This is a genomic window from Halomonas sp. (genome assembly GCF_029263665.1).
Taxonomy (GTDB): Bacteria; Pseudomonadota; Gammaproteobacteria; order Pseudomonadales; family Halomonadaceae; genus Halomonas.
This window is the reverse complement of record NZ_JAJUFQ010000015.1, coordinates 59,600-86,354: the sequence shown is the minus strand read 5'-3', so window position 1 is coordinate 86,354 and position 26,755 is coordinate 59,600. Positions and strand designations below refer to the sequence as shown.

The window sequence follows — 26,755 nt, the reverse complement described above, 5'->3', positions numbered from 1 at the left end:
AGAAAACTCCGTCAGTTGAGAAAATCATGGGTTTAAAAAAGCGTATGGGTTTAATAAAGCCAAAGCCGCATATGGTGACCGGCTAGTGTGATGTGAAGCCCCCATCGATTGGCAGACAAGCGCCACTGATCATCGAGGCAGCTGGGCTGAGCAAGAAAGCCACCGGCAGCGAGACTTCTCGAGGGGTTGCGAAACGTCCCAGGGGAATGGCGTTCAACATGGGCTCGCGCTTGGCTGGATCCGACCAGGCGCGTTCCGCCATGGGTGTCAGGGTCACGGTCGGATTGACGCTGTTGACGCGGATACCTTTGGGCCCCAGCTCAAGGCATAGCACACGCGTCATGGCATCCATGGCGGCCTTGGATGCGCAGTAACCGAGGTGGCCCGGCAGTGCGGCCATGGCAGCCTGACTGGAAACATTGACGATGCTGCCCGAGCGGTCATGTTCCACCATGTTGCGTGCGGCTTCACGGGTGACCACGGCACTGGCCGTCACGTTGGTGGCAAGGATTCGCTCGAGGTCCTCTGCCTTGATGTTCAGGGCATCATCGAGAATCGAGATGCCGGCGCAGTTGACCAAGCCGTCGAGAGGCGGCATCGCGTAAAAGGCGTCGGCAACAGCCGCCGAGTCAGTAATGTCGAGTGCCTCGACACGGGCTCCCAGCGTTGTCTCGAGTTCGGCAAGCTTGTCGCGGTCGCGACCGAACAGCACCAGGTTTGCGCCCAATTCGGCAAGGGCATGCGCAATATCGAGTCCGATGCCGCTGGTGGCGCCCGTGACCAGGATACGCAGGTTGTGGAGTTCGAAATTCATTCCGGGAGTTCACTCGCTTGGGGTGGTGTGTGCTTTGAGGCGGTATGTGCGTTGAGACGGTGCATGATCGGCTTGAGTGCGGGATACAACTGGCAGTACAGATCGAAGAGTTCATCGTAGCGATACGCGGCATCGTCAGACGGGAGCGCACGCTGGACCAACGTGCCATGCTGGCCTGTGGTAAAGGGCTCCGTCGCGGAAGGGGTAGTCTGTTCAGCATGAGATGAATCAAGCTCGAACAGGCCGCAGGCCTTTCCGGCCAGCAGCCCGGCCCCCAGGGCTGCTTCCACATTTTCGCGGTAGGTATAGACCGGCATGCGGGTCACATCGGCGATGATCTGCATCCACAGATCCGAACGTGCGGCTCCACCGACGACGATCAGGTACGGATCGAGGGCCACCCCCTGTCGAGTCCCTGCTTCCATGTTGTGGCGCAGGGCGAAAGAGACGCCTTCCAGGACGGCGCGATACAGGTGATGGCGGCGATGAAAGAGGCTGAGACCAATGAAGCCGGCACTGGCCTGGGCATCCCATACCGGGCTGCGCTCACCCATCAGGTAGGGCAGGAAAAGCAGGCCATCAGCGCCGGGGGGAAGTTCTCTGGCCAGCGGTTCGAGCTGTTCGAAGGCCTTGTGGTTCGCATCCTCAGAGGCCTGCTCTGCGTTGCAGAAGGTATCGACGAACCAACTGACGGAGGCTCCGGCGGTCAGGGCACCGCCGAAGGTGTACAGGTCCCGCTGGCCATGGAGCACATGCGGCATGCTGATCAAGCCTTGTCCGGCATCGACGTGAGGGTTGATCAGGCCCCAGCACATGCTGGTGCCGATCATGGCCACGTGGTTGCCGGGGCGTGTAGCCCCTGCCGCCAGTGTGGCCATGGCGGCATCCACGCCACCGGCGATCACGGGGATGCCTGCAGGCAGTCCCAGCGAGGCGGCCAGTTGTGGTAGCAGGCTTCCGGTCGCGTCACCTGAATCCACTAGCCGGGTTGGCAGTTTATCCCGCTCAATGTTCAGGGCGTCGAGCATTTCCTGTGACCAGAAGCGAGCCGCAAGGTCGTAGATGCCTCCTATATTGCCGGCAGAGCTATGATCGATGGCGACCTCTCCGCTCAGCCGATAATTGATATAGCTGTTGGGTGGCAGCAAGAACCTTGTCTGTTCCCATATGTCCGGACGCTCAGCCTTGAGCCACATCATCTTGGTGAAGCCGTAATAGCTGTCTACGCCATTGCCGGTGATGGCTTCCAGGCGGGGCAGATCAATATGCTCCCTCACCCACTGAACCTGAGCTTCGGCCCGACGATCCATCCAGATCAAGCAAGGGTGCAGAGGCTGGATCTCGGCGTCGACCGGTATGCCCGAGCCACCATAAAGGCTGCTGACACAGATGCCCTTGACCTGCTGAGGGTCTACCTCGGGGGCTGCCAGGCAGGCCCGCAGGCAGACGAGCACGGCCTCCCACCATACCTCTGGCCACTGTTCGGCCCAGAGCGGGCGAGGGGTGTCGACGTGGTAGCCATGGCTATGCTCGGTAAGGATTTGGCCATGCTGATCGATCATCAGCGCCTTGGTGCTCTGGGTGCCGATATCAATGCCAATGACGGTATCCATGGAATCTCCTGTTTTACTGCGTTGCTGGAGTGCCATGTCGTGGCTCAGGGCGCACGTTTACGGCTGATGTAGATGGCCAGCAGAATGATCAGCCCCTTGATGACGTTCTGAAGGTAGGGCGATACCCCCATCAGATTGAGTCCGTTGTTGAGCACGCCGAGCAGCATGGCCCCGACCAGGGTGCCAAGGATCATGCCGCGGCCACCGGTGATGGCGGCACCTCCCAGGACGACCGCTGCGATGGCATCGAGTTCGAAGCCGACTCCCGCATTGGGCTGACCGCTCATCAGGCGCGAGGTCAGGATCAGCCCGGCGATGGCGGCAGTGGTTCCGCTCAGGATGTAGACCAGCAGCTTATAGCGTGACACTCGGATGCCGGATAACCGGGTGGCTTCCTCGTTGCCGCCGATGGCATACAGGTAACGCCCTGTCGCGGTATGGCTGAGCAACACATAGCCGCATGCATAGACCGCGATCATGATCAGGATCGGCATCTCGATGCCGGCCAGGCTGCCACGGCCGAAGAAAGCGAATTCAGGCGGGAGGCCCGAGATGGGATAGCCACCGGTGTAGATCAGCCCCAGCCCGCGTGCAATACCCATGGTGGCCAGGGTGACGATGATGGGAGGCATGCCGGCGAAGGCCACGAAAAGGCCATTGAAGGCACCAAAGGCGGCACCGATCAGCAGACCCAGGACAATGGCCAATGCCGGAGGCATGCCAGCAATCATCATGCCGGCCATGAGTGTCCCCGACAGTGCCATGACAGGCCCGACCGACAGGTCGATGCCACCGGTAAGAATCGCCAGGCTCATGCCGGCAGCGATGATCGCGATGATGGATGCCTGGCGTATCAGGTTGATCTGGTTGCTCGCGGTCAGGAAATTGTCATTGATCACCGCCATGGCGATGAAGACAACGATAAAACCGACGAGTGGGTAGAAGATCGGAGTACGGCGCCAGAGGGCCAGTCGCGTTTTGAAGGACTGACGGGCGGTGCCGGAGGCTGAAGCGAGCTGGGTCATGAGCTGAGTCCCCCCGTGGCATGGTGCATGATGGATGGTGAGTTGAGTTCGTCGCCAGAGAGTTCAGCGGCGATGCGGCCGTGATAGAAGACGGCAGCGCGGTCGCACAGACCGAGCACTTCGGGTAGTTCAGAGGAAATCATGATGATCGAGACCCCTTGGGCGGTGAGCTCTTTCATCAGGGCATAGATTTCCGACTTCGCGCCGACGTCGATGCCGCGAGTGGGCTCATCGAAGATCAACACCTTGCATTGGTGACCCAGCCAGCGCGCGATGACCACTTTCTGCTGGTTGCCGCCGCTGAGGTCCTTGACCGGGGTTTCAGGGCTTGGTGCCTTGACGCGTACCGATGCCATCAACTCCGCGGCGGTACGTGACTCCAGGCGACGCTTGATCAGTGGCAGGGTGCCTTGGAACTGGGGCAGGTTGTTCAAGGAAATGTTGTCGCGGCACGAGAACGGCAGAACCAGGCCCTGGGTCTTGCGACTTTCAGGCAACAGGCCAATCCCCTGTTTCAGTGCTGTGGCAGGGTGGCGGAGTTTGACCGGCTGGCCTTCCATGCTGACCTTGGCATGCGCAGGACGTGTCGCACCGATCAAGCCCATGGCCAGCTCCGTGCGACCAGACCCCACCAGGCCGGCGAAACCGAGAATCTCTCCCCGATGCAGCTTGAACGAGCATTCCGGACCTTTGGCATTCAGTCGCAGCGCCTCAATGTCCAGTACCACATCGTTGTAGTCGGCATCGCAGCGGCGCTCAGGGAAGATGTTCTCGACGCGCCGGCCGACCATCTTCTCTATCAAGTCATCAGGAGTGGTCGAGGCGACATCACAGTCGTCTACCTTTTCACCGTCACGCATGACGGTGACACGGTCACAGATGGTGAAGATCTCTTCCATATGATGGGAGATGAACACCATACCGACCTGTTGTTCGCGCAACTCGCGCATGATCGAGAACAGGTGATCAGCTTCGCTGGGTGTCAGGGTTGCCGTCGGTTCATCGAGGACCAGGATACGGGCATCCAGCGACAGGGCCTTGGCGATTTCGATGAACTGCTGATCCGCGACACTCAACTCCCCGACAGGGCAGTCCATGGGAATCGAGACCTTCAGGCGCTCGAACAGGTGTTGTGCTTCACGCTTCATGCGGGGCTTGTCGCGCAGGCCAAGGCGATTGCGCCGCTCGCGCCCCAGGAAGATATTGTCCACGGCATCCAGTTGAGGAATCAGGCTGAATTCCTGGAAAATGATGCCGACGCCCGCATGGAGGGCGTCCTGGTAGTTATGGAAATCGCACGGTGTACCGTTGATGAAGATATCGCCCTCGTCCTGGCGGTGTATGCCGCAGAGGATCTTCATCAGCGTCGACTTGCCTGCTCCGTTTTCGCCCAGCAGGGCATGGACTTCGCCGGCGTGAACATCAAGCGACACATCCTGCAGGGCTTTCACCCCAGGAAACGACTTCGAGATGTTCTTCAAGGAAAGTAATGGCGTCATGGCAGGTGCCCGTTGTCAGCAGTCTCATGTGCCGCCATGAGCGGCACACGCTGTCAGCGTCTGGATAGGGTGACCGACGGACAAGGCGTTACCAGCTGAAGTCGGAAGCCTTGTCGCGGTCGATCAGGCTCACGTCGATGGGAATTTCCGAAGGTGCAGTGCTGGCACCCCAGTATTTGGACAGGCCCAGGCCGAGACCCAGACGCACCATGTCGCGAGGATATTGCGCTGAGGTAGCAATGAATGCCGAGTCTGGACGTTTGATAGCCTCAATAGCTTCGGGGTGACCATCGACACTGACCAGCTTGACGTCCTGGCCACTGGCCTCGATAGCGATCAGGGCGCCCAGTGAGCCAATGTCGTTGACGCTGAACAGGCCATCGAGATCCGGGTGAGCCTGGAGCATATTTTCAGTCACCGTCATGGCATGGGTACGCTCCTGACGGCCATTCTGCTTGTCGACGACCTCGATGCCATCGTATTCCTCGAGCGCAGCCGTACAGCCTTCGATGCGCTGCAGGATCGGTACCACCGGAATGCCATCCAGCAGTGCCACCTTGCCTTCGCCGCCGAGCTGCTCTGCCAGGTACTCACAGGCCTTGTAGCCGGCATCGTAGTTCTTGGAGCCGACAAAGCCATCCACTGGGCCATTGGCCTGGGCATCGATGGCGATAGTGGTGACACCGGCTTCCTTGGCTGCCAGTACTGCTGTCTCGACGCCGACAGAGTCGGCAGGGTTGAGCAGCAGGATGTCGATCCCCCGCTGGACCATGTCCTCGACATCGCTGACCTGCTTGGCGACATCATGGCGGGCATCGGTGGTGATCACTTCAGCGCCCAGGCTTTCGGCAGCACTCTCGAGTGCCTCCTGCATGGTGACGAAGTACTCGTTGTTGAGCTCTTGAAATGACATTCCGATCTTCAAGGGCTCCTTTGCGGCAACGGCGGTACCAGCGGCCAGTACCGCCGAGCTGGCGGCAATCAGGGCTGCGTTGCGAAATGCGACGGGGAATACGCGGATTTTCATGGCTCGCTCCAGGGTTTGTTCTTATCGCGCTGCGAGGTGAGACGCTACGCTAACTGTTAAATGTTAACGTCAACATTTTGCAGGCTAGGTAGCGCTCGGAATTAAATCAACGGACCTTTGACCAATGTCTAATGCTGACCGGCACTGTCCAGGCACTTCATATATTCAAGACATTCACATATCAAAATTGCTGGGCAGGACCACCATGTCACGAATGGTCACATGACGGGGACGCGTCAGCATGAACATGATGGCATCGGACACATCGGTTGGTTCAATGATGCTGCCGGACTCCTTCGCCTTGCGCAGGTTTTCCTCTGGCCAATCGGCCAGCAGGGCGCTGTTGACAGGGCCAGGAGAGACCGCAGCCATGCGAATGCCATGCTTGTTGACTTGGCGACGCGTGGTCTGGACAAAATTGTTGATGGCCCATTTTGACGAGGCATATACCGGTTCCCAGGAAACGGGAAAATGTCCTGCCACCGAGCTCGTGACCATGATGTCTCCCGTGCCACGCTCGATCATGTAGGGCAGGACATTGAGCACGTTCTTCATTACCACATTGACGTTCAGGTTCAGCATCCGGTCGATGGTATCCGGATCCGTATCGGTCAGATCACCGCCGATATAGCTACCGGCGTTGGCGTGAAGGATATCGAGCTGACCTGCCTTCTCCAGAACCTGTTCAAGCAGCGTGGCGCAATCCTGCGGGTCGAGCAGGTCGATGACCAGAGGGATGGCAGCGTCACCGAGTTCCTTGCAGATGGTATTCAGGGCCGCCTCATCGCGGTCGACCAGGACCACGCGGGCCCCTTCTGCGATCATGGCTTTGGTGGTGGCCAGCCCGATGCCTGATGCCGCTCCGGTAATGGCGGCTACTTTGCCGGTCAATGCGTTCGTCATCACTCTTTCCTCTCTTATCATGGACGCATTTGCAGAAATGTTAACGTCAACATTTCTGCAGCCTAGCTACCCCATGAGGAATAAATCAACGGGGTTAAGACCAATGTCTAGTCAGTGAGGAGGCGCCGTCGTGTTCAGGGGGTGGAACGCCGAACCGCTGCCGTGGCCACTCCCATGATGACCAATGCCACCCCGCCAAGCCTTGTCAGGCGGGGTAGTACCGAGGGGCGTGCGATGCGTTGGCGCAAGGTATCCGCCAACAGAGCATAGGCGAGAGTGTTGAGAGCGGCGAAGCTGACGAAGGTCGCAATCAACAGGGCGAATTGTGGAGCCAATGCCGACTCTGGCGAGATGAATTGCGGGACGAAGGCAATGAAGAATACGATGGACTTAGGGTTGAGCGCGGTCACCATTGCCGAATGGGCGAATATCTTTGAGGGCGTGGTGACAGGAGCCTCTGCCAACACGCCGAGGGCGGTGGCAGGGGCGCTGCGAAACAGCTTGATGCCAAGATAGGCGAGATAGATGGCTCCGATCCACTTCAACACCGTGAATAGTGTCGCGGATGCAAGGACAAGCGCACCGAGCCCGGCCAGCGAGGCGCTCATGGCGAGAAGATCCCCCAAGGCAACGCCGGCTACCGTAGCCAAAGCCACTTGCCGCCCCTGACTGATGGCATAGCTCAGTACCAGCAGCACCGTGGGGCCGGGGATCAGCAGCAGAACGATGGAGGCCGTTGCGAAGGTGAGCCAGAGTTGGAAATCCACGGGAATGTCTCCGAATCAGTGCGTTCTGCCAAGTCAGCCATATGGTTTTGCTGAGGTAAATATCTTTTCGGATACGAAGAAGGCGGACAGGACGGGTGCGTCTTGATTGAAAAGGTACAGACGGATGAGTGAAGGTTATAGCAGGTTGGTGAAAAGCAGATAATGGTGATCTGCAAGAAATATTATTCGGGTCCAGAATGGAGGGAAAAAGGAGCTAAAGGTTTTTCCCGATGTGTTGTTTCAGTTCTGACAACGACGACTGTGCAGTGTTTCACTTCTTGTTTTTGATTGTGTGGTCCATTGTGGCCAATGCCCGAGTTGAAGAACTATGCCGTTTTGTTCATGAAAATCATCCATATACACAATAAATAGTGGCATCACGCTTTAGGCTTTCTGCTTTTCGGAGGTTTGGGAAGCGTCTGCTACTTTGTTCTGTATGTAAGAGATGTCCTGGCGATGTCGAGAATGGATGCATTAACGCGGTTCGGCAAATAGGGTGGTGAAGCCGAATTTCCAATAGTGAGGTCAACACATGAAAGTTGAAACATTTCAGGACCTAATAGAGTGGACCCGGCTACTTCATGCCCACTTGGCGCGGTGCCTCAAGCACTGCTCCTCCCAAAAGGAGGAAACCCGGGCTAAGTTGTTACTGGAATATCTGGCGGATCATGAGAAGACCCTGGAGAAGACGGTAGCTGCTTTCGAGAGGCAGGCTGATCCGAAAGCCCTGCATACCTGGGTCTATGATCACTTGTCACATACCCCTATTGCTCCTCATCAGAAATGCAACATGCCCTATGCCGAGATGAGCTTCGATGAGATCTGCGAGGAAATATTTTCGTTTCATGACCAGGTCATCCAGCTTTACCACTATCTGGAAGGGCGTGCCGAGATCACTGAAGCACGAGATTTGGTTCGTGATCTTTTGCGACTGGAGGAACACGAGGCGAAGCGCCTGGCCTTTCAGTCGAACCTGACAAGAGACCTTTGAGTCTCGGCAATATTAGCTGGAAGCCAAGCCTGGGATATCAGCAAAATCTTCATAGAAGCACCCTGGCGTCCAGGGTACTTCTATCAATATGTTCTAATGTTTTTTGGTGTTCCCCGTGGCATTGGCCAAGTGGGTGACATGCGAAGACCGTGTTTCTACCACAGCACGAGTGGACATATGGAGGCTGTGGCGATTGCCAGAGAAAAGTGACTCATTCCACTATGACTTTCTGAGATGACTCCCTTGGCAAGGTAATCATCAAAGAACGCCGACACTGACGAATAGCAGGCAAAGAAGATCGCTATAGCGCAGGCAGTCACCACGCTTGAGGGTGAAAAACCGATAGTGGCCCATAGCAGCAATAGGGCACACACCACGACCAGTATCCTGGCCCGCAATCGCCGCACATTGTGATCATATTCCCGCTCATGAACTTCTATCCAGCTGCATAGCCACGAAAGTTCTTCTGATTCCACAACGTGGTCAATACCTTGCACTGTCGCCACCATGGTGTTGACTCCTTTTCTGGGGTAGCACTGACACATCCCTTGTGTAGCACTGTGACATGGCAATGATATGGACCAAGGCTTAAGAAGCGCTTACGGACTTCTTCATTTCTGCCATGAAGGGTCTGATCAGGGCTGGTACCGGGAAAAACGGACGGTAGAAACGTCTGGGGGAGTGGATGATGAGTCACATCCAACATAGACATTGCGGTATCGGTAATACGCATCAGGGCTAGGGAAAAGGGACAACAAGAATGCCAGTGAAAAAAGGTGGCACCAGCCTGAAGCGAGTTCCTGCGGGTGTCTGGATCTTGGGTTTCGTCAGCATGCTGATGGATATCTCATCGGAGATGGTCCACAGCCTGTTGCCGTTGTTCATGGTAACGACTCTGGGGGCGAGTGCCTTGGTGGTGGGGATGGTCGAGGGGCTGGCCGAGTCCACGGCACTGATCGTCAAGGTGTTCTCCGGTGTGCTGAGTGACTACCTGGGCAAACGCAAGGGACTCACCGTATTCGGCTATGCGCTGGGAGCACTGACCAAGCCGCTGTTTGCCATTGCACCGACTGCCGGCATTGTACTGACTGCCCGCCTGCTCGACCGTGTTGGCAAGGGGGTTCGGGGGGCTCCGCGTGATGCCTTGCTGGCTGACCTGACGCCAGCACACATTCGGGGGGCCGCGTTTGGTCTGCGCCAGTCACTCGACACCGTAGGCGCTTTTCTTGGGCCGTTGCTGGCTGTCGGCCTGATGCTGTTGTGGGCCAACGATTTCCGTGCTGTCTTCTGGGTCGCTGTCATTCCTGGGTTGGCGAGTGTCGCATTGCTCATCTTTGGCTTGCATGAGCCAGCGCACGTCTCGTCCGACAAGCGCACGAACCCGATACGAAGCGAGAATCTGCGTCGCCTCACGACTCCTTATTGGTGGGTCGTTGGGGTTGGTGCGGTATTTGCGCTGGCCCGCTTCAGTGAAGCCTTCTTGGTCCTGCGCGCCCAGCAGAGTGGTGTGCCCATCGCACTGGTGCCGTTGGTGATGGTGGCGATGAGCCTTGTCTACGCGCTATCGGCCTATCCGTTCGGTGAACTTTCTGACCGTGTCAGTCATCGCAGCTTGCTGGCTCTTGGCCTGGTTGTGCTGATGGTGGCTGACCTGGTGCTTGCCGTGGATGACCACTGGAGCGTCATCCTTGCCGGCGTTGTGTTGTGGGGTGTGCATATGGGTATCACCCAAGGACTGCTGGCAAGAATGGTGGCTGATACTGCACCCGCCGACCTGCGCGGTACGGCATATGGTTTCTTCAACCTGGTCAGCGGCATCGCCATGCTGTTTGCCAGTGTGATAGCGGGCTTTCTATGGGATCAATGGGGGGCCGCCGTCACGTTCTACGCGGGGGCAGGCTTCTGTGTTGTCGCCTTGATTGGTCTGGCTTGGGGCCCAGGGACACAACACAATGGCATCTGACCATGGCGGTTTCATCGACCGTGGTCATCGGGTGTTATTGTCAGAGCTGACGCATGTCGAAGGCCACGCTACGGATCAAGGCCTTTACTGGAGTGCCTTGCGTCAGTCCCATTTCATCATGCGATTTGCGTGTCAGACGAGCGCGCAGCCGCTGGTTACCTGTTACGAGCAGGATTTCTACCGTAGCGGGACTGTCAGGCAAGGTGCCGATTCGTTCAATTGTCGCATCGAGTTGGTTGCGATAGCTGGTGTCATGGGGAGCTGACAGTGCCAGTGCCACGTCACGGGCGGGTATGCGGATCCTGAGCCGAGTACCTGGTGAAGCATCAAGGCGGGGAACGACCAGTTCCTGGCCATCATCGAGAATCAGGTGTGTCAGCCCATACTCCTGGTCATGCCTACTCACCTGCGTTTCGAGTACCGAGGCGGCGTCGAAACCTCCGAGTTGTGGCGTCAGGTCAATGCGATTCAGCACCCGGTCCAGGGCGTCGCTGGTGGTGACGCTGCCGTTTTCGATCAGCACCAGGTGGTCGGCGATGGCACTGATTTCCTTGGGATCGTGGCTGATATAGACAATGGGGATTTCGAGTTCGCTGGTCAGCGAGAGAATGTAGCGCAGGAGTTCCTGCTTGCGTGGACCATCCAGCCCTGTCAGAGGCTCATCCATCAACAGAAGCTCTGGATTGGTCAATAGCGCTCGGCCGATGGAGACACGCCGGGCCTCTCCACCGGAAAGCGTGCCTGGCATTCGCTTGAGCAGCGGTCTGATACCCAGCAATTCGACGATATCATCGAAGCGTGATTGTGCCGAAGCGGGCATGCCGTAAGTGAGGTTGCCGTGTACACGGTAGTGAGGAAATAACCGAGCCTCCTGAAAGACCACACCGATGTGCCTGCGGTGGGGCGGAAGAAAGACTCCGCGCCGGGTATCCACGAGGGGACGGTCACCGATATAGATGGCACCATCGTCTGGGCGATCTAGCCCGGCAACAAGACGCAGCAGACTGGTCTTGCCGCTGCCGGAAACGCCGAACAGTGCGCTGACACCATGGCCGGGCAGTGACAGGTCGGCATTCAGTACGAAGTTACCCAGGCGCTTGCGCACATTGAGCTGCAGGACGGTATCGCATGCTTTCTGGATACCTTGGTGAGCCTCTTGGGGGCGGCGCATGAACATATTCAGCTATCTCGCTCGCGCAGGCGGTGCCTGGCATGGCGAGCCAGCCATTCCGAAGCCAATAGCGACAGCATGGCAATGACGATGGCCAGGACGCACAGGCGAGCGGCGGCGGCTTCCTTCCCTGGTGTCTGGATCAACGAGTAGAGCGCCAGGGGCAGGTTTCGGGTCTCGCCAGGTATGTTGGAGGCAAAGGTGATGGTGGCCCCGAACTCGGACAAGGCTCGCGCAAAGGCGAGCAGACAGCCGGTCAATAGGCCGGGAATCGAGAGTGGCAAAGTGATGGTGAAGAAGACACGCCAGCGGTTGGCGCCCAGGGTGCTGGCCGCAGCTTCCAGCTTGGGGTCGACCGCTTCCAGGGACAAGCGCATCGCCCGCACCAGCAGTGGGAAAGCCATGACACCACTGGCCACGGCGGCACCCTGCCAGGTGAAGGGCAGGGATACGCCGAACCATTGATAGAGCCATTGTCCTGCTACGCCCTGACGGCCCAGAGAGATCAGCAGCAGATAGCCGACCACCACGGGAGGAAGCACCAATGGCAAGTGCACGATGCCGTCCAGCAGTGCTTTACCACGAAACTCATGACGCGCTAATAGCCAGGAGATGGCAATGCCGGGAGGCAGGATCCAGCCCACGGCACTGATGCCGATCTTCAGGCTAAGCAGAATGGCGTCCCACTCGGCTGAAGTAAGCAAGTCGAAGTGTCTCTACTCGTTGCTGGAGGCCGTCATGAAGCCATGGGCGGTGAAGATATCCTGCGCTTCCTGATCTTCCAGCCAGGCACGGAAAGCCTCGACATCATCGTTCTCGCCGGCACCGATCTGGGCGATGGGATACACGATGGGTTCGTGACTCTCCAGAGGAAACAGGCCCAGCGTGCGCACGCCTTCGCTGGCTTTGGCGTCGGTCTGATACACGATACCTACGGGAGTTTCTCCGCGCTCGACCAGGGCAAGAGCACCACGCACATCGTTGGCACGGGCCAGGCGCGGTTCCATTGTTTCCCATTCGCCCAACGACGCCAGAGCCTGTTGGGCATAGATGCCTGCCGGGACATGGCTGGGATCACCGACGGCAAGGCGATCATCGGCTCCGATCAGACTTTCGATGGCGCCATCCTTGCCGGGAATGAAGTGGGTGACGTCACTGGCGGCCGGCGCGATGAGAGCGAGGCGATTCTGCAGCAGGTTGGTACGCCCCTGAAGTTCGACATCCTGTTCTTCCAGCCAGTCCATCCATTTGAGATTGGCGGAAATGAACAGATCGGAAGGAGCTCCGCTGGCGATCTGTCGTGCCAGTGTGGAAGAAGAGGCATAGATCGGCACGATGGAGACATCCGGATGGTTCGCCGTGTAGGTCTCGATGGCATCATCCATGGCACCGGTCAGGGAGGCTGCCGCTGAAACATGCAGAGTCGCTGCTTGGGCCAACGAAGAGGTGGCCAGTGAGGCGGTCGCCAGCAAAGCCAAGGCGAACAGGGACTGGCGAGCGGACAGCAGGAATTCCGGTCTATGGCCGAGCATGGCAACTCCGTTATGTATGGCTGGAAATAACGGAGACTATATTAGGGATGAGGCAGCTTGCCAAGCACGAGCGGGTGCAGACTGTTTCAAGGCTGAACCTGGTCCTCGGAGGTTGACGGAGCCTGGGGAAGTAGCGCCATCAGAGCCTGGGCATGGCCGGAAGTGCTGGGCTCAAGGCCACGCTGCAGGGCGCGATAGTGGTCGAGCACCTCGCGCCCCAGCGGCGTGACCTGGGCACCGCCTCCCTGGCTACCGCCAGAGGTGGTGGCAATCAGTGGAGAAGGAAAATATCGGTTCATGGTGTCAATGAGCTGCCACGCTTTCTTGTAGCTCATGCCCAGATCGCGGCTTGCAGCAGAAATCGACCCGCACGCATCGATGCGCTCCAGCAGATCGGCTTTTCCCGGGCCGAGCACGACATCTCTATCGATCACCAGGCGGAGCTGGAAACAGGGTTGGTCATGGCGGGTACGCGTCATGTGGGTTCCACTGGGCTGAGTATTTCACACCATGGTAGCGGGCACCGCGACAGGGGGGAATGTTCATCCCAGAAAGGTTGGCAGCCACAGTGTCAGGCCAGGAAACAGAATCAATAGACACAGCACCAGCAAGGCCACCAGCACGAAAGGCCAGATGGTGCGAAACAGGGACGTGATATCCAGGCGACTGACTGCCGCCGCCACGAAGACACAGGCCCCCATGGGGGGAGTGATCAGAGCAATGGTGATATTCAGGGTGATGATCACGCCCAGGTGCACTAGGTCAACACCGGCTGCCATGGCTACGGGCATGAAGATGGGGGTCAGCAGCATCAGCGCCGAGACTTCCTCCATGAACATGCCTGTCACGAAGGTGATCGCGCTCAACAGCAGCAGAATCAGCACTGGACTGTCGACATAGGGTGTCAGGAGACTGACGAATTGCATCGGCACCTGGGCCGAGGAAAGCAACCAGCTGACGATGCTCGACACGGCCATGATCACGAAAATCGCAGAGGTCAGCTTGGTGGTTTCGCGCAGCGCCTTCCAGATCTGCCCTATGCGCAGTGGGCCAAGCCATAGCCCACAGGCAATCACGTAGGCCACGATCAGTGCCCCGGATTCCGTGGGGGTCACGAAGCCGAGCACGATGCCTGAGACGATGATGAAGGGAGCTACCAGTGCAGGCATGGCACTCCAGGCAGCTCCCATTACCTCTCTCCGTGAAGGTTTACGGGTACGTACGGGCAACTGGTGACGATGCGCATACCAGGCGTTCATCAGCATGAAGGCGATGCCCAGAAGAATCCCGGGGACCACGCCTGCCAGAAACAGCTTGCCCACCGAGGTGTTGGTCAGCGAGGCATACAGAATCATGAAAATGCTCGGAGGGATGATCGGGCCGATCAATGAGCTTCCTGCGGTCAACCCCGCCGCAAAGGATGTCGAGTAGCCTTCCTTGCGCATGGAAGGCACCAGCAGTGAGCCCAGCGCGGAGGTGTCCGCGACTGCCGAGCCGTTCACACCAGCAAAGAACACGCTGGACACCACATTGACGTGCCCCATGCCGCCACGCAGATGGCCGACAAGCAAACGTGCCAGGCGCATTAATCGTTCCGTCAATCCGCTGGCATTCATCAGGTTGCCTGCCAGAATGAACAGCGGAATTGCCATCAGTGAAAAGACATTGATACCCCCAAAGAACTGCTGTGGTCCCAGGCGAGCCAGCATTGAGGGATCAACAAACGCAAAGCCCACCACCGCCGTGGTCAGCAGCGCCAGGAACAGTGGGAGTCCCAGAAGTACGTGCACCACGAATACCGCCAGCATTGCCCAGATCATGACGCGGTTTCCTCCAGCTCATTGCGCAGTGGATGGGGGCCATAGCAGAGCGCCTGTACGAACAGGAGTGAAAACCCGATAGGTAGCGTCATAAGGGGGATGCTGCGCGAAATGCCCAACCCCAGAGTGGAAAACATCGTCGTGGATAGGGCATAGCGGTAGCTCAGCCAGGCCGCTCCTCCACTCAGTGCCAGTGTCAGCAACCACTGGTAGATAACCAAGTATTGCGCCCAGAAACTCGGCAGTACGCGCTCCAGCAGAGACACGCGCATATGCCCGCCTTCCACCCATACAGTTCCCAGCGCGAACATCACGCTGGCAATGATGAGAAAACGGGAGAGTTCATCCATCCAGATCGGTGACCCGCCCAGCAGGTAGCGCATCACCACGCCATAGAGAATGATCAGCACGGTCACGGCCAGCAACAAGACGGCCACTGTGATCGCCAGCCCGCGCAGCGCTCGCAGGACTTGGCTGCGGCACGCCATCAGAGAAGACTTCATGACATCTCACCTGAGTGAAGAGAAGAGGCGGTAGCCAAGCAGGGGCTACCGCTGAAAGCGCATGTGAGTTACCGCGTACACCATCGCGATGACACGCGGTACAGGCTTACTCCAGGGGCTGTCCAGCATCCTCGAAGGCTGTCTTGATCAGTTCATGGTCCATGCCCTGTTCCTCTTCCAGCCACTTGAGATAGGCTGGCTGGCCTTTGGCACGAAATGCTTCCATGTCCTCGGCGCTGGGATGGATAACTTCCATGCCCTGTTCCTGCAGGTATGCGATGCGCTCGTCCACCTTGTTCTCATTCTCGACCCGCGCCATCTGATTGGCCTGTTCTACGGCATCCAGCAGGGCTTGGCGGTTTTCGTCGCTGAGACTTTCCAGCAACTGCCCATTGGCGATCAGGAATTGGTCGGAATACTGGATGTTGGCCAACGTCAGGTATTTTTGCACTTCGGACAGGCTGCCCAGGATGACGTACATGGGTGGGTTCATCTGGCCATCGGCAACCCCGGTTTTCAGTGCCATATAGACTTCTGTCCAGGGAATAGGTGTGCCTGAGGCGCCGAAGGCTTCATACAGCGCTACCTGGCTGGGGTCCATGGCCCGAAATCGAAGGCCATTGAAATCATCGGGGCCATGAATGGGGCGCTTGTTGTTGGTGAAGGCAAGAAATCCCCCTTCTTCCACGACCGAAAGAATTTCCGACCCCTGGCTACGTTCACGGAAATCATCCTTGACCTGCTGCCAGTACTGGCCTTCATCAAAGAAGCTCCGCGCGGCAGCAAAATCCTCGAACAGGAAGGGGATAGCGCTGACATATATCTCCGGAACAATTGGAGCCATACCGGCAAAGGAGGCAATATTCAGGGACGGTGAACTGATCACCTGCTCCATCCTCTCCTGCTCTTCACCCAGCATGCTGTTGGGGTACAGCTTGATTTCCAGCTCGCCCTGGGTCTTCTCCTCAACCAGTTTCTTCAGGTTGTCGGCAAAGACATGAACGGCATTCTTGTCGGGGTCCGGCGCCCCGTTGTAGCTGAGGTTGATCGTTTGCGCCCAGGCCTGGGAGAGTGCGGAAGTGCTGAGGCACACCGCCAAGGAAACACCCATCAGAACACGCCGGGAAAGTATGCTGCACATCTGTCGACTCCTTGTTGTTATGGGATGACATCTTGCGAGATGTTTTCGCACTGCACACTTTTGAATCTATGGGTACTGGCGTTGACTATGCAACCTGCGAGACATTGCGTTTCTGTCCACACCTCGTATCAGACCCTTGGGGTATCCACGCGGAAGTAAGTCGGTGAGCAGAATGAAGCGCACTGGGCACTCATCTAGCGGGAGCGAACTGGAGCATCCTTCGGGTAGCCTGAAGGGGAGCCGGATGATGTGAACGATCGATTGTCGTTCAGAGCTAAACAGTAGCGTTCCTGCTGTTTTCTCGATATCGGCCGCACACCGTGCGAGCGGTGCATGATATGCCATGTGGATGTCCGCACGGCATATCGTATTCATGCTGTTGTAACACCCTGGTCTGGTGAGATTCAGCCAGGAATACGGGCAATGACCTTGATCTCGAAGTCGAATCCCGCCAGCCAGTTGACGCCGATTGCCGTCCAGTTCGGATAAGGCGCCTCCGGGAAGACTTCGCTCTTGACGGCCATGACCGTGTCGAACTGATGCTCAGGGTCGGTATGGAAGGTGGTCACGTCGACGATATCGTCAAGTCCGCACCCACCTGCTTGCAGGGTTGCCTTGAGATTAGTGAATGCCAGACGTACCTGGGCCTCGAAGTCCGGCTCGGGAGTGCCATCGCTGCGGCTGCCGACTTGACCGGATACAAACAGGAGATCACCTGATCTGATCGCTGCGGAATAGGCGTGTGATGTGTAAAGGTCATGCCGACCTGCGGGGAAAACGGCGTCGCGCTGTGTCATGAGTCTTTCCTTCAATGGGTGGATGATGACCCGGGGTCATGGTCAGGAAACCTTATGTGTCCAGGCCTTGTGGATAAACGCCCATGAACAACAAACACTGTTTGCCATATCCAAACAATTGCGAGGCCTTGAAAAGGAAATGGACCGCTTCAACGCAATGCAGGCATTCGCGCGCGTGGTGGAGACGGGCAGCTTTACCAAGGCGGCCGAGTCGCTTCATATGAACAAGGCCAGTGTGTCGCAGCTCATCCAGAGCCTTGAAACACGACTGCGTGTAAAGCTGCTCAATCGAACTACGCGAAAGGTCAACGTGACGGCTGACGGAGCCGCTTACTATGATCGCGTCGTGAAATTGCTGGAGGACATGGATGATGCTGAAACCAGCCTGTCGAGTGCTTCAGCATTGCCCAGGGGGCGATTGCGAGTGGACGTTCCCAGCCCGCTGGCCCGCATGATTCTCATACCAGCCTTGCCCGCGTTCTATGCCCAATATCCTGACATTCAACTCGACATGGGGGTAAGTGATCGCAAGGTGGACCTGATTGGCGAAGGCGTGGACTGCGTCGTGCGGGGAGGAGAGCTGACAGATCTGTCTCTGATAGCGCGTCGCGTGGGTGAGTTGCAACTTGGGGTGTACGCATCCCCGAGTTACCTGGAGCGCGCTGGCACACCATCACATCCCAAGGAACTTGCACTCGAGCACCAACGTATCGTGGGCTTCATATGGGCTCACGCCGGAAAGGCGCCTCCCTTCGCGATGCATCGCAACAGTGAAAGCTTCAAGGTACATGGTCGTTATGTCATCGCTGTCGACGATGGCAACGCTTACCTGGCGGCAGGGTTGGCGGGTCTCGGAGTATTGTGGCTCCCTCACTACATGGCCACGGAGCACCTGGCGCGCGGCGAATTGGTGCGCCTGTTCGATGATTGGCATCTCGACCCGATGCCGATGTACATCGCATATCCACCGAACCGGCACGTCAGCGCCAAATTACGAGTGTTCATCGATTGGGTCGCGGGCCTGATGGCAAGCACGCGGCTGTGATCAAACAGATGCGAGAGCGCTAACACTCGCCCCTGTGGTTTGAAACGAAAGGGGCCTGAAACGAAAGAAGCCACCCGGTCAAGGTGGCTTCAGTCGGATATGGGGGAGGCGGCGGGGATGGAACCCGGGGTGATGTAGAGCGCTAACACTCGCCCCTGTTGCCTGAAACGAAAGAAGCCACCCGGTCAAGGTGGCTTCAGTCGGATATTGGTGGAGGCGGCGGGGATCGAACCCGCGTCCGCTAACACTCGCCCATCGGCTCTACATGCTTAGTTCCGTTATTTGATTTAACACTCTGGACTCCAACGGGCAGGATTCCAGCGTGCGATTTCTCTAAAGTTTAACGCTTGGCGCGAGAACAGAACCAAACGCGATCCCGGCTATACGAGCTCATGTCCCATCGGCAACGACCGGGCGCGATGCTTCTGGGTAGGACGGGCAGGGGTTTAAGCTGCCAGAGCGCCCTGAGCGTAGTTTTCGTCGTTTGCGACTATTTAATCGTGATGTTGGATTTACGAGATACATCACGCTCTCGGCATGCACCTCAGGGGTTGTCATCAGCGTCGAAGCCATGTCGCCCCCAATAACGCTTGCTCAGTATATCAGACAGGCCATGACAAGCGCCATAGCCTGTGTCAGGCGCGGTTCTGATCACGCATGACACGCCCCTTCTGACGCTGCCAGTCGCGGTCCTTCTCGGTGGCGCGCTTGTCATGCTGCTTCTTGCCTGTCACGAGAGCTAGCTCGCACTTTACCAGCGGGCCCTTCCAGTACAGCTTGAGCGGCACACAGGTGTGCCCCTTGTCCTGGGTGCGCGAGAAGATCTTGGCAATCTCCTTGCGATGCAGCAGCAGCTTGCGCGTACGGGTCGGATCGGCAATCTCATGCGTGCTGGCGGTATTGAGCGGTGTAATGTGGCTGCCCAGCAGCCAGGCCTCACCGTTCTTGACCAGAATATAGGTATCGGTCAACTGCGCCTTGCCGGCACGCAGACTCTTGACCTCCCACCCGGACAAGGCAACACCGGCTTCGAATACCTCATCGATGTGGTACTCGAAACGTGCCTTCTTGTTCTGGGCAATGACGTTACTGCTGGGACCCTTTCCCTTTTTGTTGGCCATGGAACCTCTTGGTGTACAAACCCTGTGTAGGCCTTGATAAGCACCTGCCATGATGTGGAAGGTACCTCGGTATGGCACTGATGCCCCGGCCGGCCTCGTGGGAGCGGCATTCCGTTGGCTTGTCCCGGGGCGGCGACCGGTTGCCTGGGATCAGTGCTGCTCCAGCGCTCACTTCGATATGGGGCGAAGCATGGTACCATTCAAGGCTGAAATAACCGCTCATGATACGCCTTGGGCCCCTTGAAGTCAGCGGAGAGGTCAATGCCAACGGTCAATCGTTCCGCCATGGTGCGGCACACCCCCAAGCAGATGTTCGATTTGGTCAATGATTTCGAGCGTTATCCGGAGTTCTTGCCAGGATGCTGTCGTGCACGACTGCTGGAACGGGACGAGTCACATCTGATAGGAGAAATGACGCTTGGGCGTGCTGGTCTCGAGCAGACCATTGCCACGCGCAACCGGCTGTTCGAGCCGGAGTGCATCGAGCTGAGCCTGGTCAAGGGACCATTCAAGAAACTCACTGGACGCTGGAAGTTCATCGCCATGGGCGAGAGCGTGTGCAAGGTGAGCCTGGAAATGGACTTCGAATTCTCCAGCCGCCTGTTGGGCATGGCCTTTGGCAAGGTCTTCCAGCAGATTGCCGGCCAGCAGGTTGATGCTTTCACCCGTCGAGCAGATCAGATTTATGGCAACTGATTCCGGTGTTTCATCCGGGGCGGAAGGCAAGATCCATGTGGAAGTTGCCTTTGCCTTGCCGCATGAACAGCACATTGTGAGCCTGGACGTGGCGCACGGCACCACTGCCAGGCAGGCCGTGGCACTGGCAGCGCTGGAGACGTTGTTCCCCGAGATCCCTGAGGATACCTTCAGCAAGGCGCCGCTTGGCATCTTCGGCACAGCATTGCGAGATCCTGAGCACCACGAACTACACGAAGGAGATCGTGTAGAGGTTTACCGCCCGCTGAAAATCGACCCCAAGGTAGCCAGGGCCGAACGGGCGGCAAAAGGTGCCGGACGCTGAAAGGTGCTGCTTCAGCGAGGAGGCGTGCGGTTGATGATCGGCTCGATGTCGTTGGGGTTGGGGTCGTCCTCTCCGCCACCGCTGGTCGGACCGATACCGCCTTCATGGCGTTTGCTGGTCGGCGAGATGGAAAAATCGCCTGAGCGTTCGATATTGGTCAACTGGTCGCCAGAGAAGGTCAGCGTCAGACGACGTTCCTTGACGTCTCCATAAGCCTCATCCAGGCGGTAGACATAGTCCCACTGGGAAGAGCTGAAAGGCGCTTCAGCCAGTGGAGAGCCCATGACATCAACGACATCCTGGCGGCTCATGCCAACGTGCAACTGGTCGACCATAGTATTGGTCACCAAGTTGCCCTGGGCGAGATCACGCTTGTAAACGCTGAAATAAGTACAGCCGCTGGACAGGGCCAGGGCCAGTGAAAGGGTGACAATTCCGGTCAACTTTTGCATTTGCGCCTGTTCTTCACTATCGTGGGTTCGGTCGATCATACCCGACCCTACCTGATACTGCGAAGAGCAACCATGGCCGACAAGAACCATGAACTGCGCAAGGCCGGACTGAAAGTCACCTTGCCACGCGTCAAGATCCTGCAGATTCTCGAATCTGCTACCGATCAACATCACCTGAGCGCAGAGGATGTCTACAAGACATTACTTGAAGCAGGTGAGGATGTGGGGTTGGCCACGGTTTATCGTGTGCTGACTCAATTCGAGTCTGCTGGACTGGTGGTTCGGCACAACTTTGATGGCGGTCACGCTGTCTTCGAGCTGTCTCATGAAGAACACCATGATCATATGGTGTGTCTGGAGAGCGGTGAGATCATCGAATTCTTCGACGAGACCATCGAGCGTCGCCAGCAGGAGATCGCTGAAGAGCACGGCTATGAGCTGGTCGATCATGCTCTGGTGCTGTATGTCCGTCCTCGAGGTTCCAAGGCGACCCGCCAGGAAAGCATCAAGAAATAAATCGCTCTAACGAGCGCTTTATCAGCTATCCCGGCTGTAACGAGAGAGCCCTGGCCATCACGGTCCAGGGCTCTCTTTGCTTTTTGTTCGGCTAGTTCGTGTCGAGGCGTGAGGTGCCTCAGTGCTTGGCGCCCTGGCTGGCATTCAGCATCTCTCTGGCATGTGCCAGGGTCTGGTCGGAAAGTGTCACGCCGCCCAGCATTCGTGCCAGTTCGCCGACTCGGCCGGCTTCGTCGAGCAGCGCCATGCGTGACAAGGCGGTGTCATCTTCTGTCTGTTTCTGAATATGAAGGTGATGGTGAGCCTGGGCAGCCACCTGGGGCAGGTGGGTGACGGTCAGGACCTGACCGCCATGGCCCAGGCGGCGCAGCAATTGACCGACGATCTCGGCAGTGGCGCCGGAGATGCCGACATCCACTTCATCGAATACCAGACTGGGAATGGTGGAGTGCTGGGCGGCAATGACCTGAATCGCGAGACTGATGCGTGACAGCTCGCCGCCTGAGGCCACTTTGGTCAAGGGGCGGGGGGGCTGTCCGGGGTTGGCGGCAATCAGGAAACGAACCTGATCCATGCCATCCGGAGCGGCAGTTTCCCTGCGACAGACTTCTACCTCGAAGCGTGCCTTTCCCATGGCCAGAAAAGCGAGCTGTTGCTGGACTTCCATTCCGAAGCGCTTGGCGGCGTGCTGGCGTGAGAGGCTGACCTTCTCGGCCAGCTCCCGCCAGCGAGCTTTCAGGGTGTCGGCTTCCTGGCTGAGCTCATCGAGGTCGTCATCACTGCCTTCCAGCCCCGCCAGCTCCTGGCTGAGTCGTTGGTGCAGCGCGGGAATCTCCTCAGGGCTGACATGGTGCTTGCGGGCGATGCGATGAGTCTCGCTCAGGCGCTGCTCCACCCAAGCCAGGCGTTCGGGGTCGAGCTCGACATTGGCCACTAGCTGGCCCAGCTCTCTCCCGACTTCTTCCAGCTGGATGCTGGCATCGCCGAGCATGGCTATGGCGTTTGCCAGTGAGCCATTGTCACTGCCGGGCAGGGCCGATAGGCGCTGCATTGCCTGGCGGAGCATGGGTAGGGCACCACCTTCTTCATTGTCACAGCAGTTCAGTGCGAACTGGGACTCTGTCAGGCGCATCTCGGCATGGGCCAGGTTCTGCTGCTCCTCTTCCAGGCTTGCCAGCTCATCGTCACCCAGGGCCAGTTGTTCCAACTCGTCAACCTGATAACGCAGCAACTGGCGCCGGGCCCGCAGTTCGTCTCCGTCCTCGGACAGGCGCTTGAGCTTGCGGCGCGTGGCCTGCCATTGGCGGTACAGCTCTGTCAGTTCCATGATGCTTGACCGATGCCCCGCCAGATCATCAAGCAGGCGCAGATGGGTTTCTTCGCGAAGCAGGGCCTGGTGGGCATGCTGCCCATGGATTTCGATCAGGTTTTCACCCAGCGACTTGAGATCGGCAATCGTGACTGGCTGGCCATTGATCCAAGCCTTGGAACGGCCGTTTTTGGTCACGACCCGGCGTAGCAGGCAGTCGTCACTGGGGAGTTCACGGTTATCCAGCCATTCCCGAGCTGCCGGCAGCGCGTTGATATCGAAGCGTGCAGAGAGATCGGCGCGGGATTGGCCGTGACGCACATTACCTGCATCGGAGCGCTCTCCCAGACACAGGCCAAGGGCGCCGAGCAGAATCGACTTGCCTGCCCCGGTTTCCCCCGTGATGGCCGTCATTCCGCCATCCAGTTCCAGTTCGAGATGATCGACGATAGCAAAGTCGCGAATGGCAAGCTCGGTCAGCATACGGGCCTCCTGAAACCGCCAGGGTGTGGAAAGCAGGCTGAATGGCGGCAAGATCGGTGACGGAAGTGTTGTGACGAACGTTCTGTCGTGGCGAAATCTAGTGCGGTGAATATTCTGCTGCGACAAGAACGGGCTTACTTACTTTTACTTCAAAACCACTGTGTATTCATCCACTATCATGGCTGTTTATACAGTAGTCTGGCCAATGGCTCAACACGCGTCGATATTTTTCTTGCCTGCTTTCATGGCGAAAGGGCTTGAGATTGCAGCAGGCATCCCCATATCCCTCCTCAACCATCGGTCGAACCATCGACCCAGTTTGGAAAGCGGTGCTCGCTTGCCGCCATATGTCGTTTTTCAGGAGGCTCAGATGGCCAAAGATCCCCATACCCCGCAGGAAGAAGAGCTCGCCAACTCGACCCATGCCGCCGAGGTGGAAGGTGAAGACGCTCCTGCGACACAGGGCGAGGAGGTAGTGGCTGAGCAGGAAGCTACTCATGAAGCCCAGGTTGAGGATGAAGGTATCGTGGAAGATCCCGAAATGCTGATGGCCACTCGCGTGGAAGAACTGGAGCAGGACCTGGCCGAAGCCAAGGATCAATTGCTGCGCACTGCTGCGGAGGCCCAGAACGTGCGTCGCCGTGCAGAAGCTGAAGCTGAAAAGGCCCGCAAGTTCGCCCTGGAGAAGTTCATCAAGGAAATGCTGCCGGTCGTCGACAGTCTGGAGAAAGCGCTGGAGTCCATGGGGTCGGATGCCTCAGAGGCCCATCGTGAAGGCGTTTCGATGACACTGAAGATGCAGCTTGATGTGCTGGGCAAGTTCGGCGTCGAAGTGCTGGAGCCGCAGGGCGAGCCTTTTGATCCCCAACTGCACGAAGCCATGGCGATGGTGCCAAACCCCGCTGTCGACCCCAACACGGTGATCGATGTGATGCAGAAGGGTTATGTGCTCAATGGGCGCCTGGTGCGTCCGGCGATGGTCGTGGTCAGCCAGGCAGCCGGCTGATCTGTGCCAGTGAGGTTCATGGATTCGTCGATAAAAGACGCATCAGGGCCTTGAAAGCGTCGACAATGGTCCCCAAATAGTCGGTAACGCAAATAGAGAAACAGCAGATCGGCATTTACGAATAAATGACTGGACAGCGTTTCTCCAAGGCCTGGGTTCCTGTTTCAAGTATCAGGGCCCCTGTTTCAAGACAGTCGCTTAAGTCATCAACTTAAGACATCAGATTCGCAAGACATTGAATTCGAGGATTTCCTATGGGACGCATCATCGGTATTGACCTTGGTACCACCAACTCCTGTGTGGCTGTGCTCGACGGCGACAGCGCCAAGGTAATCGAGAACGCCGAAGGCGGACGTACCACGCCTTCCATCATTGCCTACACCGACGACGGCGAGACGCTTGTCGGACAGGCGGCCAAGCGCCAGGCAGTGACGAATCCGGAGAACACCCTTTACGCCATCAAGCGCCTGATCGGCCGTCGCTTCAAGGACGATGTCGTCCAGAAGGACATCAAGATGGTGCCTTATGCCATCGCCGAAGCTGACAACGGTGACGCCTGGGTTGAGGTCAAGGGCAAGAAGCTGGCTCCGCCTCAGGTCAGTGCCGAAGTGCTGAAGAAGATGAAGAAGACTGCCGAAGACTATCTCGGCGAGAAGGTCACTGAAGCGGTCATCACCGTGCCGGCCTACTTCAACGACAGCCAGCGTCAGGCCACCAAGGATGCCGGTCGTATTGCCGGTCTCGAGGTCAAGCGCATCATCAACGAGCCGACCGCGGCTGCCCTGGCCTATGGCATGGACAAGTCTCGTGGAGACAAGACCATCGCGGTGTATGACCTGGGTGGTGGTACCTTCGATATCTCCATCATCGAAGTGGCCGACGTCGACGGTGAGACTCAGTTCGAGGTGCTGGCGACCAACGGTGACACCTTCCTCGGTGGTGAGGACTTCGACCTCAAGCTGATCAACTACCTGGTTGACCAGTTCAAGGCTGACAGCGGTATCGACCTGTCCGGTGACAACCTGGCCATGCAGCGTCTGAAGGAAGCTGCAGAGAAGGCCAAGATCGAGCTGTCCAGCGCCCAGCAGACCGATGTCAACCTGCCGTACATCACGGCTGACAACACTGGTCCGAAGCACCTGAATGTCAAGGTCACTCGTGCCAAGCTCGAGTCTCTGGTCGAAGAGCTGGTCACTCGCTCTCTGAGCCCGTGCAAGACGGCACTGGCTGATGCTGGCCTGTCCGCTTCCGAGATCGATGATGTGATTCTGGTCGGTGGCCAGACCCGTATGCCGATGGTGCAGGCCAAGGTTGCTGAGTTCTTCGGCAAGGAAGCACGCAAGGACGTCAACCCGGACGAAGCCGTGGCCGTGGGTGCTGCTATCCAGGGTGGTGTGCTGGGTGGCGACGTCAAGGACGTGCTGCTGCTCGACGTGACGCCGCTGACCCTGGGTATCGAGACGCTGGGTGGCGTGATGACGCCGCTGATCGAAAAGAACACCACCATTCCGACCAAGAAGACTCAGGTGTTCTCGACAGCCGACGACAATCAGACTGCCGTGACCATCCATGTGTTGCAGGGTGAGCGCAAGCAGTCCAGCGGTAACAAGTCGCTGGGTCGTTTTGATCTCTCCGACATTCCGCCGGCACCACGTGGTGTGCCGCAGATCGAAGTGGCTTTCGATCTGGATGCCAACGGTATCCTCAATGTGTCCGCCAAGGACAAGGCGACCGGCAAGGAGCAGTCCATCGTCATCAAGGCTTCCAGCGGTCTGTCCGATGATGAGATCGAGCAGATGGTGCGTGATGCCGAGGCGCATGCCGACGAAGACAAGAAGTTCGAGGAGCTGGTGCAACTGCGCAACCAGGCCGATGGCATGATCCATGCTTCCCGCAAGACGCTGGAAGACGCCGCTGACAAGATCAGCGACGAAGAGAAGCAGTCTGTCGAGAGCGCCATCAGCGAGCTTGAAGAGGCCCTCAAGGGGGATGACAAGGATGCTATCGAGGCCAAGCTCAATGCTCTGACCGAGGCATCCGGCGCAGTGGCTCAGAAACTGTATGCCGAGCAGGCAGAAGCCGCTCAGCATGCGGAAGGTGCTGAGGCTGGTGAAAGCGCCAAGAAGGAAGATGACGTGGTCGACGCTGAGTACGAAGAAGTCAACGACGACCAGAAAAAGCAGTAAACCACGACATCGGAATCTCGGATGACACCAGCGCGGGGGCCTGACTCCCG

The 26,755-nt window shown here is 57.9% G+C and carries 27 protein-coding genes and 1 other RNA gene; 8 read left to right on the top strand and 20 right to left on the bottom strand.

The features are described from left to right. Nucleotides 1–82: 82 nt before the first annotated feature. The 7 genes from Q1K07_RS14705 to Q1K07_RS14675 form a co-directional block, all read right to left on the bottom strand. The gene (locus Q1K07_RS14705) at nucleotides 83–814 is read right to left on the bottom strand and encodes an SDR family oxidoreductase (RefSeq protein ID WP_300312334.1); all 732 of its coding nucleotides are present in this window, start codon (nucleotides 812–814) and stop codon (nucleotides 83–85) included. Continuing rightward, nucleotides 811–2,427, bottom strand: a complete 1,617-nt coding sequence (locus Q1K07_RS14700; protein WP_300312331.1) for an FGGY-family carbohydrate kinase — start codon at nucleotides 2,425–2,427, stop codon at nucleotides 811–813. The genes Q1K07_RS14705 and Q1K07_RS14700 overlap by 4 nt, the downstream gene beginning before the upstream one ends. Nucleotides 2,428–2,471: 44 nt before the next feature. After that, nucleotides 2,472–3,452: a ribose ABC transporter permease gene (locus Q1K07_RS14695; protein ID WP_300312328.1), complete on the bottom strand. Its 981-nt coding sequence runs from the start codon at nucleotides 3,450–3,452 to the stop codon at nucleotides 2,472–2,474. Continuing rightward, nucleotides 3,449–4,951, bottom strand: a complete 1,503-nt coding sequence (locus tag Q1K07_RS14690; RefSeq protein WP_300312325.1) for a sugar ABC transporter ATP-binding protein — start codon at nucleotides 4,949–4,951, stop codon at nucleotides 3,449–3,451. Before Q1K07_RS14690 ends, Q1K07_RS14695 begins: the two co-directional genes overlap by 4 nt. 88 nt (nucleotides 4,952–5,039) lie before the next feature. Then, nucleotides 5,040–5,978 (bottom strand): ABC transporter substrate-binding protein, encoded by a 939-nt coding sequence (locus Q1K07_RS14685; RefSeq protein ID WP_300312322.1) that lies wholly within the window; start codon nucleotides 5,976–5,978, stop codon nucleotides 5,040–5,042. Between the two features lie 174 nt (nucleotides 5,979–6,152). Continuing rightward, on the bottom strand, nucleotides 6,153–6,881 hold the full coding sequence (locus Q1K07_RS14680) for an SDR family oxidoreductase (protein ID WP_300312320.1): 729 nt from the start codon (nucleotides 6,879–6,881) through the stop codon (nucleotides 6,153–6,155). A gap of 134 nt (nucleotides 6,882–7,015) precedes the next feature. After that, nucleotides 7,016–7,648, bottom strand: a complete 633-nt coding sequence (locus Q1K07_RS14675; protein ID WP_300312317.1) for a LysE family translocator — start codon at nucleotides 7,646–7,648, stop codon at nucleotides 7,016–7,018. A 532-nt stretch (nucleotides 7,649–8,180) separates the two neighbouring features. Between Q1K07_RS14675 and Q1K07_RS14670 the strand changes: the two genes are divergently transcribed. Then, the gene (locus Q1K07_RS14670) at nucleotides 8,181–8,639 is read left to right on the top strand and encodes an ATPase (protein ID WP_300312314.1); all 459 of its coding nucleotides are present in this window, start codon (nucleotides 8,181–8,183) and stop codon (nucleotides 8,637–8,639) included. Between the two features lie 155 nt (nucleotides 8,640–8,794). Here the strand turns inward: Q1K07_RS14670 and Q1K07_RS14665 are convergent, their stop codons facing one another. After that, entirely contained in the window at nucleotides 8,795–9,148 is a 354-nt protein-coding gene (locus Q1K07_RS14665) for a hypothetical protein (RefSeq protein WP_300312311.1), read from the bottom strand. A 251-nt stretch (nucleotides 9,149–9,399) separates the two neighbouring features. Here Q1K07_RS14665 and Q1K07_RS14660 point away from each other — a divergent pair, with 251 nt between their 5' ends. Next, on the top strand, nucleotides 9,400–10,602 hold the full coding sequence (locus Q1K07_RS14660; protein WP_300312308.1) for an MFS transporter: 1,203 nt from the start codon (nucleotides 9,400–9,402) through the stop codon (nucleotides 10,600–10,602). A 40-nt stretch (nucleotides 10,603–10,642) separates the two neighbouring features. On the opposite strand, the gene modC is transcribed toward Q1K07_RS14660, so the two are convergent. From modC to Q1K07_RS14620, 8 genes are all read right to left on the bottom strand, one after another. Beyond that, the gene (modC, locus tag Q1K07_RS14655) at nucleotides 10,643–11,773 is read right to left on the bottom strand and encodes a molybdenum ABC transporter ATP-binding protein (RefSeq protein WP_300312305.1); all 1,131 of its coding nucleotides are present in this window, start codon (nucleotides 11,771–11,773) and stop codon (nucleotides 10,643–10,645) included. An 8-nt stretch (nucleotides 11,774–11,781) separates the two neighbouring features. Continuing rightward, nucleotides 11,782–12,477, bottom strand: a complete 696-nt coding sequence (gene modB, locus Q1K07_RS14650) for a molybdate ABC transporter permease subunit (RefSeq protein WP_300312302.1) — start codon at nucleotides 12,475–12,477, stop codon at nucleotides 11,782–11,784. A 12-nt stretch (nucleotides 12,478–12,489) separates the two neighbouring features. Further along, on the bottom strand, nucleotides 12,490–13,305 hold the full coding sequence (gene modA / locus Q1K07_RS14645) for a molybdate ABC transporter substrate-binding protein (RefSeq protein WP_300312300.1): 816 nt from the start codon (nucleotides 13,303–13,305) through the stop codon (nucleotides 12,490–12,492). Between the two features lie 86 nt (nucleotides 13,306–13,391). Then, complete coding sequence (locus tag Q1K07_RS14640) at nucleotides 13,392–13,784, bottom strand: LysR family transcriptional regulator (protein ID WP_300312298.1); 393 nt, start codon at nucleotides 13,782–13,784, stop codon at nucleotides 13,392–13,394. Nucleotides 13,785–13,847: 63 nt separating this feature from the next. Further along, complete coding sequence (locus Q1K07_RS14635; RefSeq protein ID WP_300312296.1) at nucleotides 13,848–15,125, bottom strand: TRAP transporter large permease; 1,278 nt, start codon at nucleotides 15,123–15,125, stop codon at nucleotides 13,848–13,850. Next, entirely contained in the window at nucleotides 15,122–15,628 is a 507-nt protein-coding gene (locus Q1K07_RS14630; RefSeq protein WP_300312294.1) for a TRAP transporter small permease, read from the bottom strand. Before Q1K07_RS14630 ends, Q1K07_RS14635 begins: the two co-directional genes overlap by 4 nt. 106 nt (nucleotides 15,629–15,734) lie before the next feature. Next, nucleotides 15,735–16,739 carry a TRAP transporter substrate-binding protein DctP gene (gene dctP, locus Q1K07_RS14625; RefSeq protein WP_300312378.1) on the bottom strand — a complete coding sequence of 335 codons (1,005 nt, stop codon included), beginning with the start codon at nucleotides 16,737–16,739 and terminating at the stop codon, nucleotides 15,735–15,737. 434 nt (nucleotides 16,740–17,173) lie between these two features. Further along, nucleotides 17,174–17,566, bottom strand: coding sequence for a RidA family protein (locus Q1K07_RS14620; RefSeq protein ID WP_300312291.1), 393 nt, complete (start codon nucleotides 17,564–17,566; stop codon nucleotides 17,174–17,176). A gap of 139 nt (nucleotides 17,567–17,705) precedes the next feature. On the opposite strand from Q1K07_RS14620, the gene Q1K07_RS14615 reads away from it, so the two are divergent. Beyond that, entirely contained in the window at nucleotides 17,706–18,611 is a 906-nt protein-coding gene (locus Q1K07_RS14615; RefSeq protein WP_300312288.1) for a LysR family transcriptional regulator, read from the top strand. A 208-nt stretch (nucleotides 18,612–18,819) separates the two neighbouring features. On the opposite strand, the gene ssrA is transcribed toward Q1K07_RS14615, so the two are convergent. Both ssrA and smpB read right to left on the bottom strand, forming a co-directional pair. After that, nucleotides 18,820–19,193: a transfer-messenger RNA gene (gene ssrA / locus Q1K07_RS14610) on the bottom strand. A 53-nt stretch (nucleotides 19,194–19,246) separates the two neighbouring features. After that, nucleotides 19,247–19,732 (bottom strand): SsrA-binding protein SmpB, encoded by a 486-nt coding sequence (gene smpB, locus Q1K07_RS14605; protein WP_300312286.1) that lies wholly within the window; start codon nucleotides 19,730–19,732, stop codon nucleotides 19,247–19,249. 261 nt (nucleotides 19,733–19,993) lie between these two features. Between smpB and Q1K07_RS14600 the strand changes: the two genes are divergently transcribed. Together Q1K07_RS14600 and Q1K07_RS14595 are read left to right on the top strand one after the other, a co-directional pair. Then, the gene (locus Q1K07_RS14600) at nucleotides 19,994–20,428 is read left to right on the top strand and encodes a type II toxin-antitoxin system RatA family toxin (protein WP_300312283.1); all 435 of its coding nucleotides are present in this window, start codon (nucleotides 19,994–19,996) and stop codon (nucleotides 20,426–20,428) included. After that, nucleotides 20,418–20,753: an RnfH family protein gene (locus Q1K07_RS14595; protein WP_300312280.1), complete on the top strand. Its 336-nt coding sequence runs from the start codon at nucleotides 20,418–20,420 to the stop codon at nucleotides 20,751–20,753. The genes Q1K07_RS14600 and Q1K07_RS14595 overlap by 11 nt, the downstream gene beginning before the upstream one ends. Before the next feature lie 11 nt (nucleotides 20,754–20,764). On the opposite strand, the gene Q1K07_RS14590 is transcribed toward Q1K07_RS14595, so the two are convergent. After that, complete coding sequence (locus Q1K07_RS14590; protein WP_366945081.1) at nucleotides 20,765–21,244, bottom strand: outer membrane protein assembly factor BamE; 480 nt, start codon at nucleotides 21,242–21,244, stop codon at nucleotides 20,765–20,767. Nucleotides 21,245–21,277: 33 nt separating this feature from the next. Here Q1K07_RS14590 and fur point away from each other — a divergent pair, with 33 nt between their 5' ends. Then, nucleotides 21,278–21,721 carry a ferric iron uptake transcriptional regulator gene (gene fur, locus Q1K07_RS14585; protein ID WP_149286552.1) on the top strand — a complete coding sequence of 148 codons (444 nt, stop codon included), beginning with the start codon at nucleotides 21,278–21,280 and terminating at the stop codon, nucleotides 21,719–21,721. A gap of 118 nt (nucleotides 21,722–21,839) precedes the next feature. Here the strand turns inward: fur and recN are convergent, their stop codons facing one another. Further along, nucleotides 21,840–23,513: a DNA repair protein RecN gene (gene recN / locus Q1K07_RS14580; protein ID WP_300312277.1), complete on the bottom strand. Its 1,674-nt coding sequence runs from the start codon at nucleotides 23,511–23,513 to the stop codon at nucleotides 21,840–21,842. A 370-nt stretch (nucleotides 23,514–23,883) separates the two neighbouring features. Here recN and grpE point away from each other — a divergent pair, with 370 nt between their 5' ends. After that, the gene (grpE, locus tag Q1K07_RS14575) at nucleotides 23,884–24,519 is read left to right on the top strand and encodes a nucleotide exchange factor GrpE (RefSeq protein WP_300312275.1); all 636 of its coding nucleotides are present in this window, start codon (nucleotides 23,884–23,886) and stop codon (nucleotides 24,517–24,519) included. 254 nt (nucleotides 24,520–24,773) lie between these two features. Then, entirely contained in the window at nucleotides 24,774–26,705 is a 1,932-nt protein-coding gene (gene dnaK, locus Q1K07_RS14570) for a molecular chaperone DnaK (RefSeq protein ID WP_300312272.1), read from the top strand. Nucleotides 26,706–26,755: the final 50 nt, after the last annotated feature.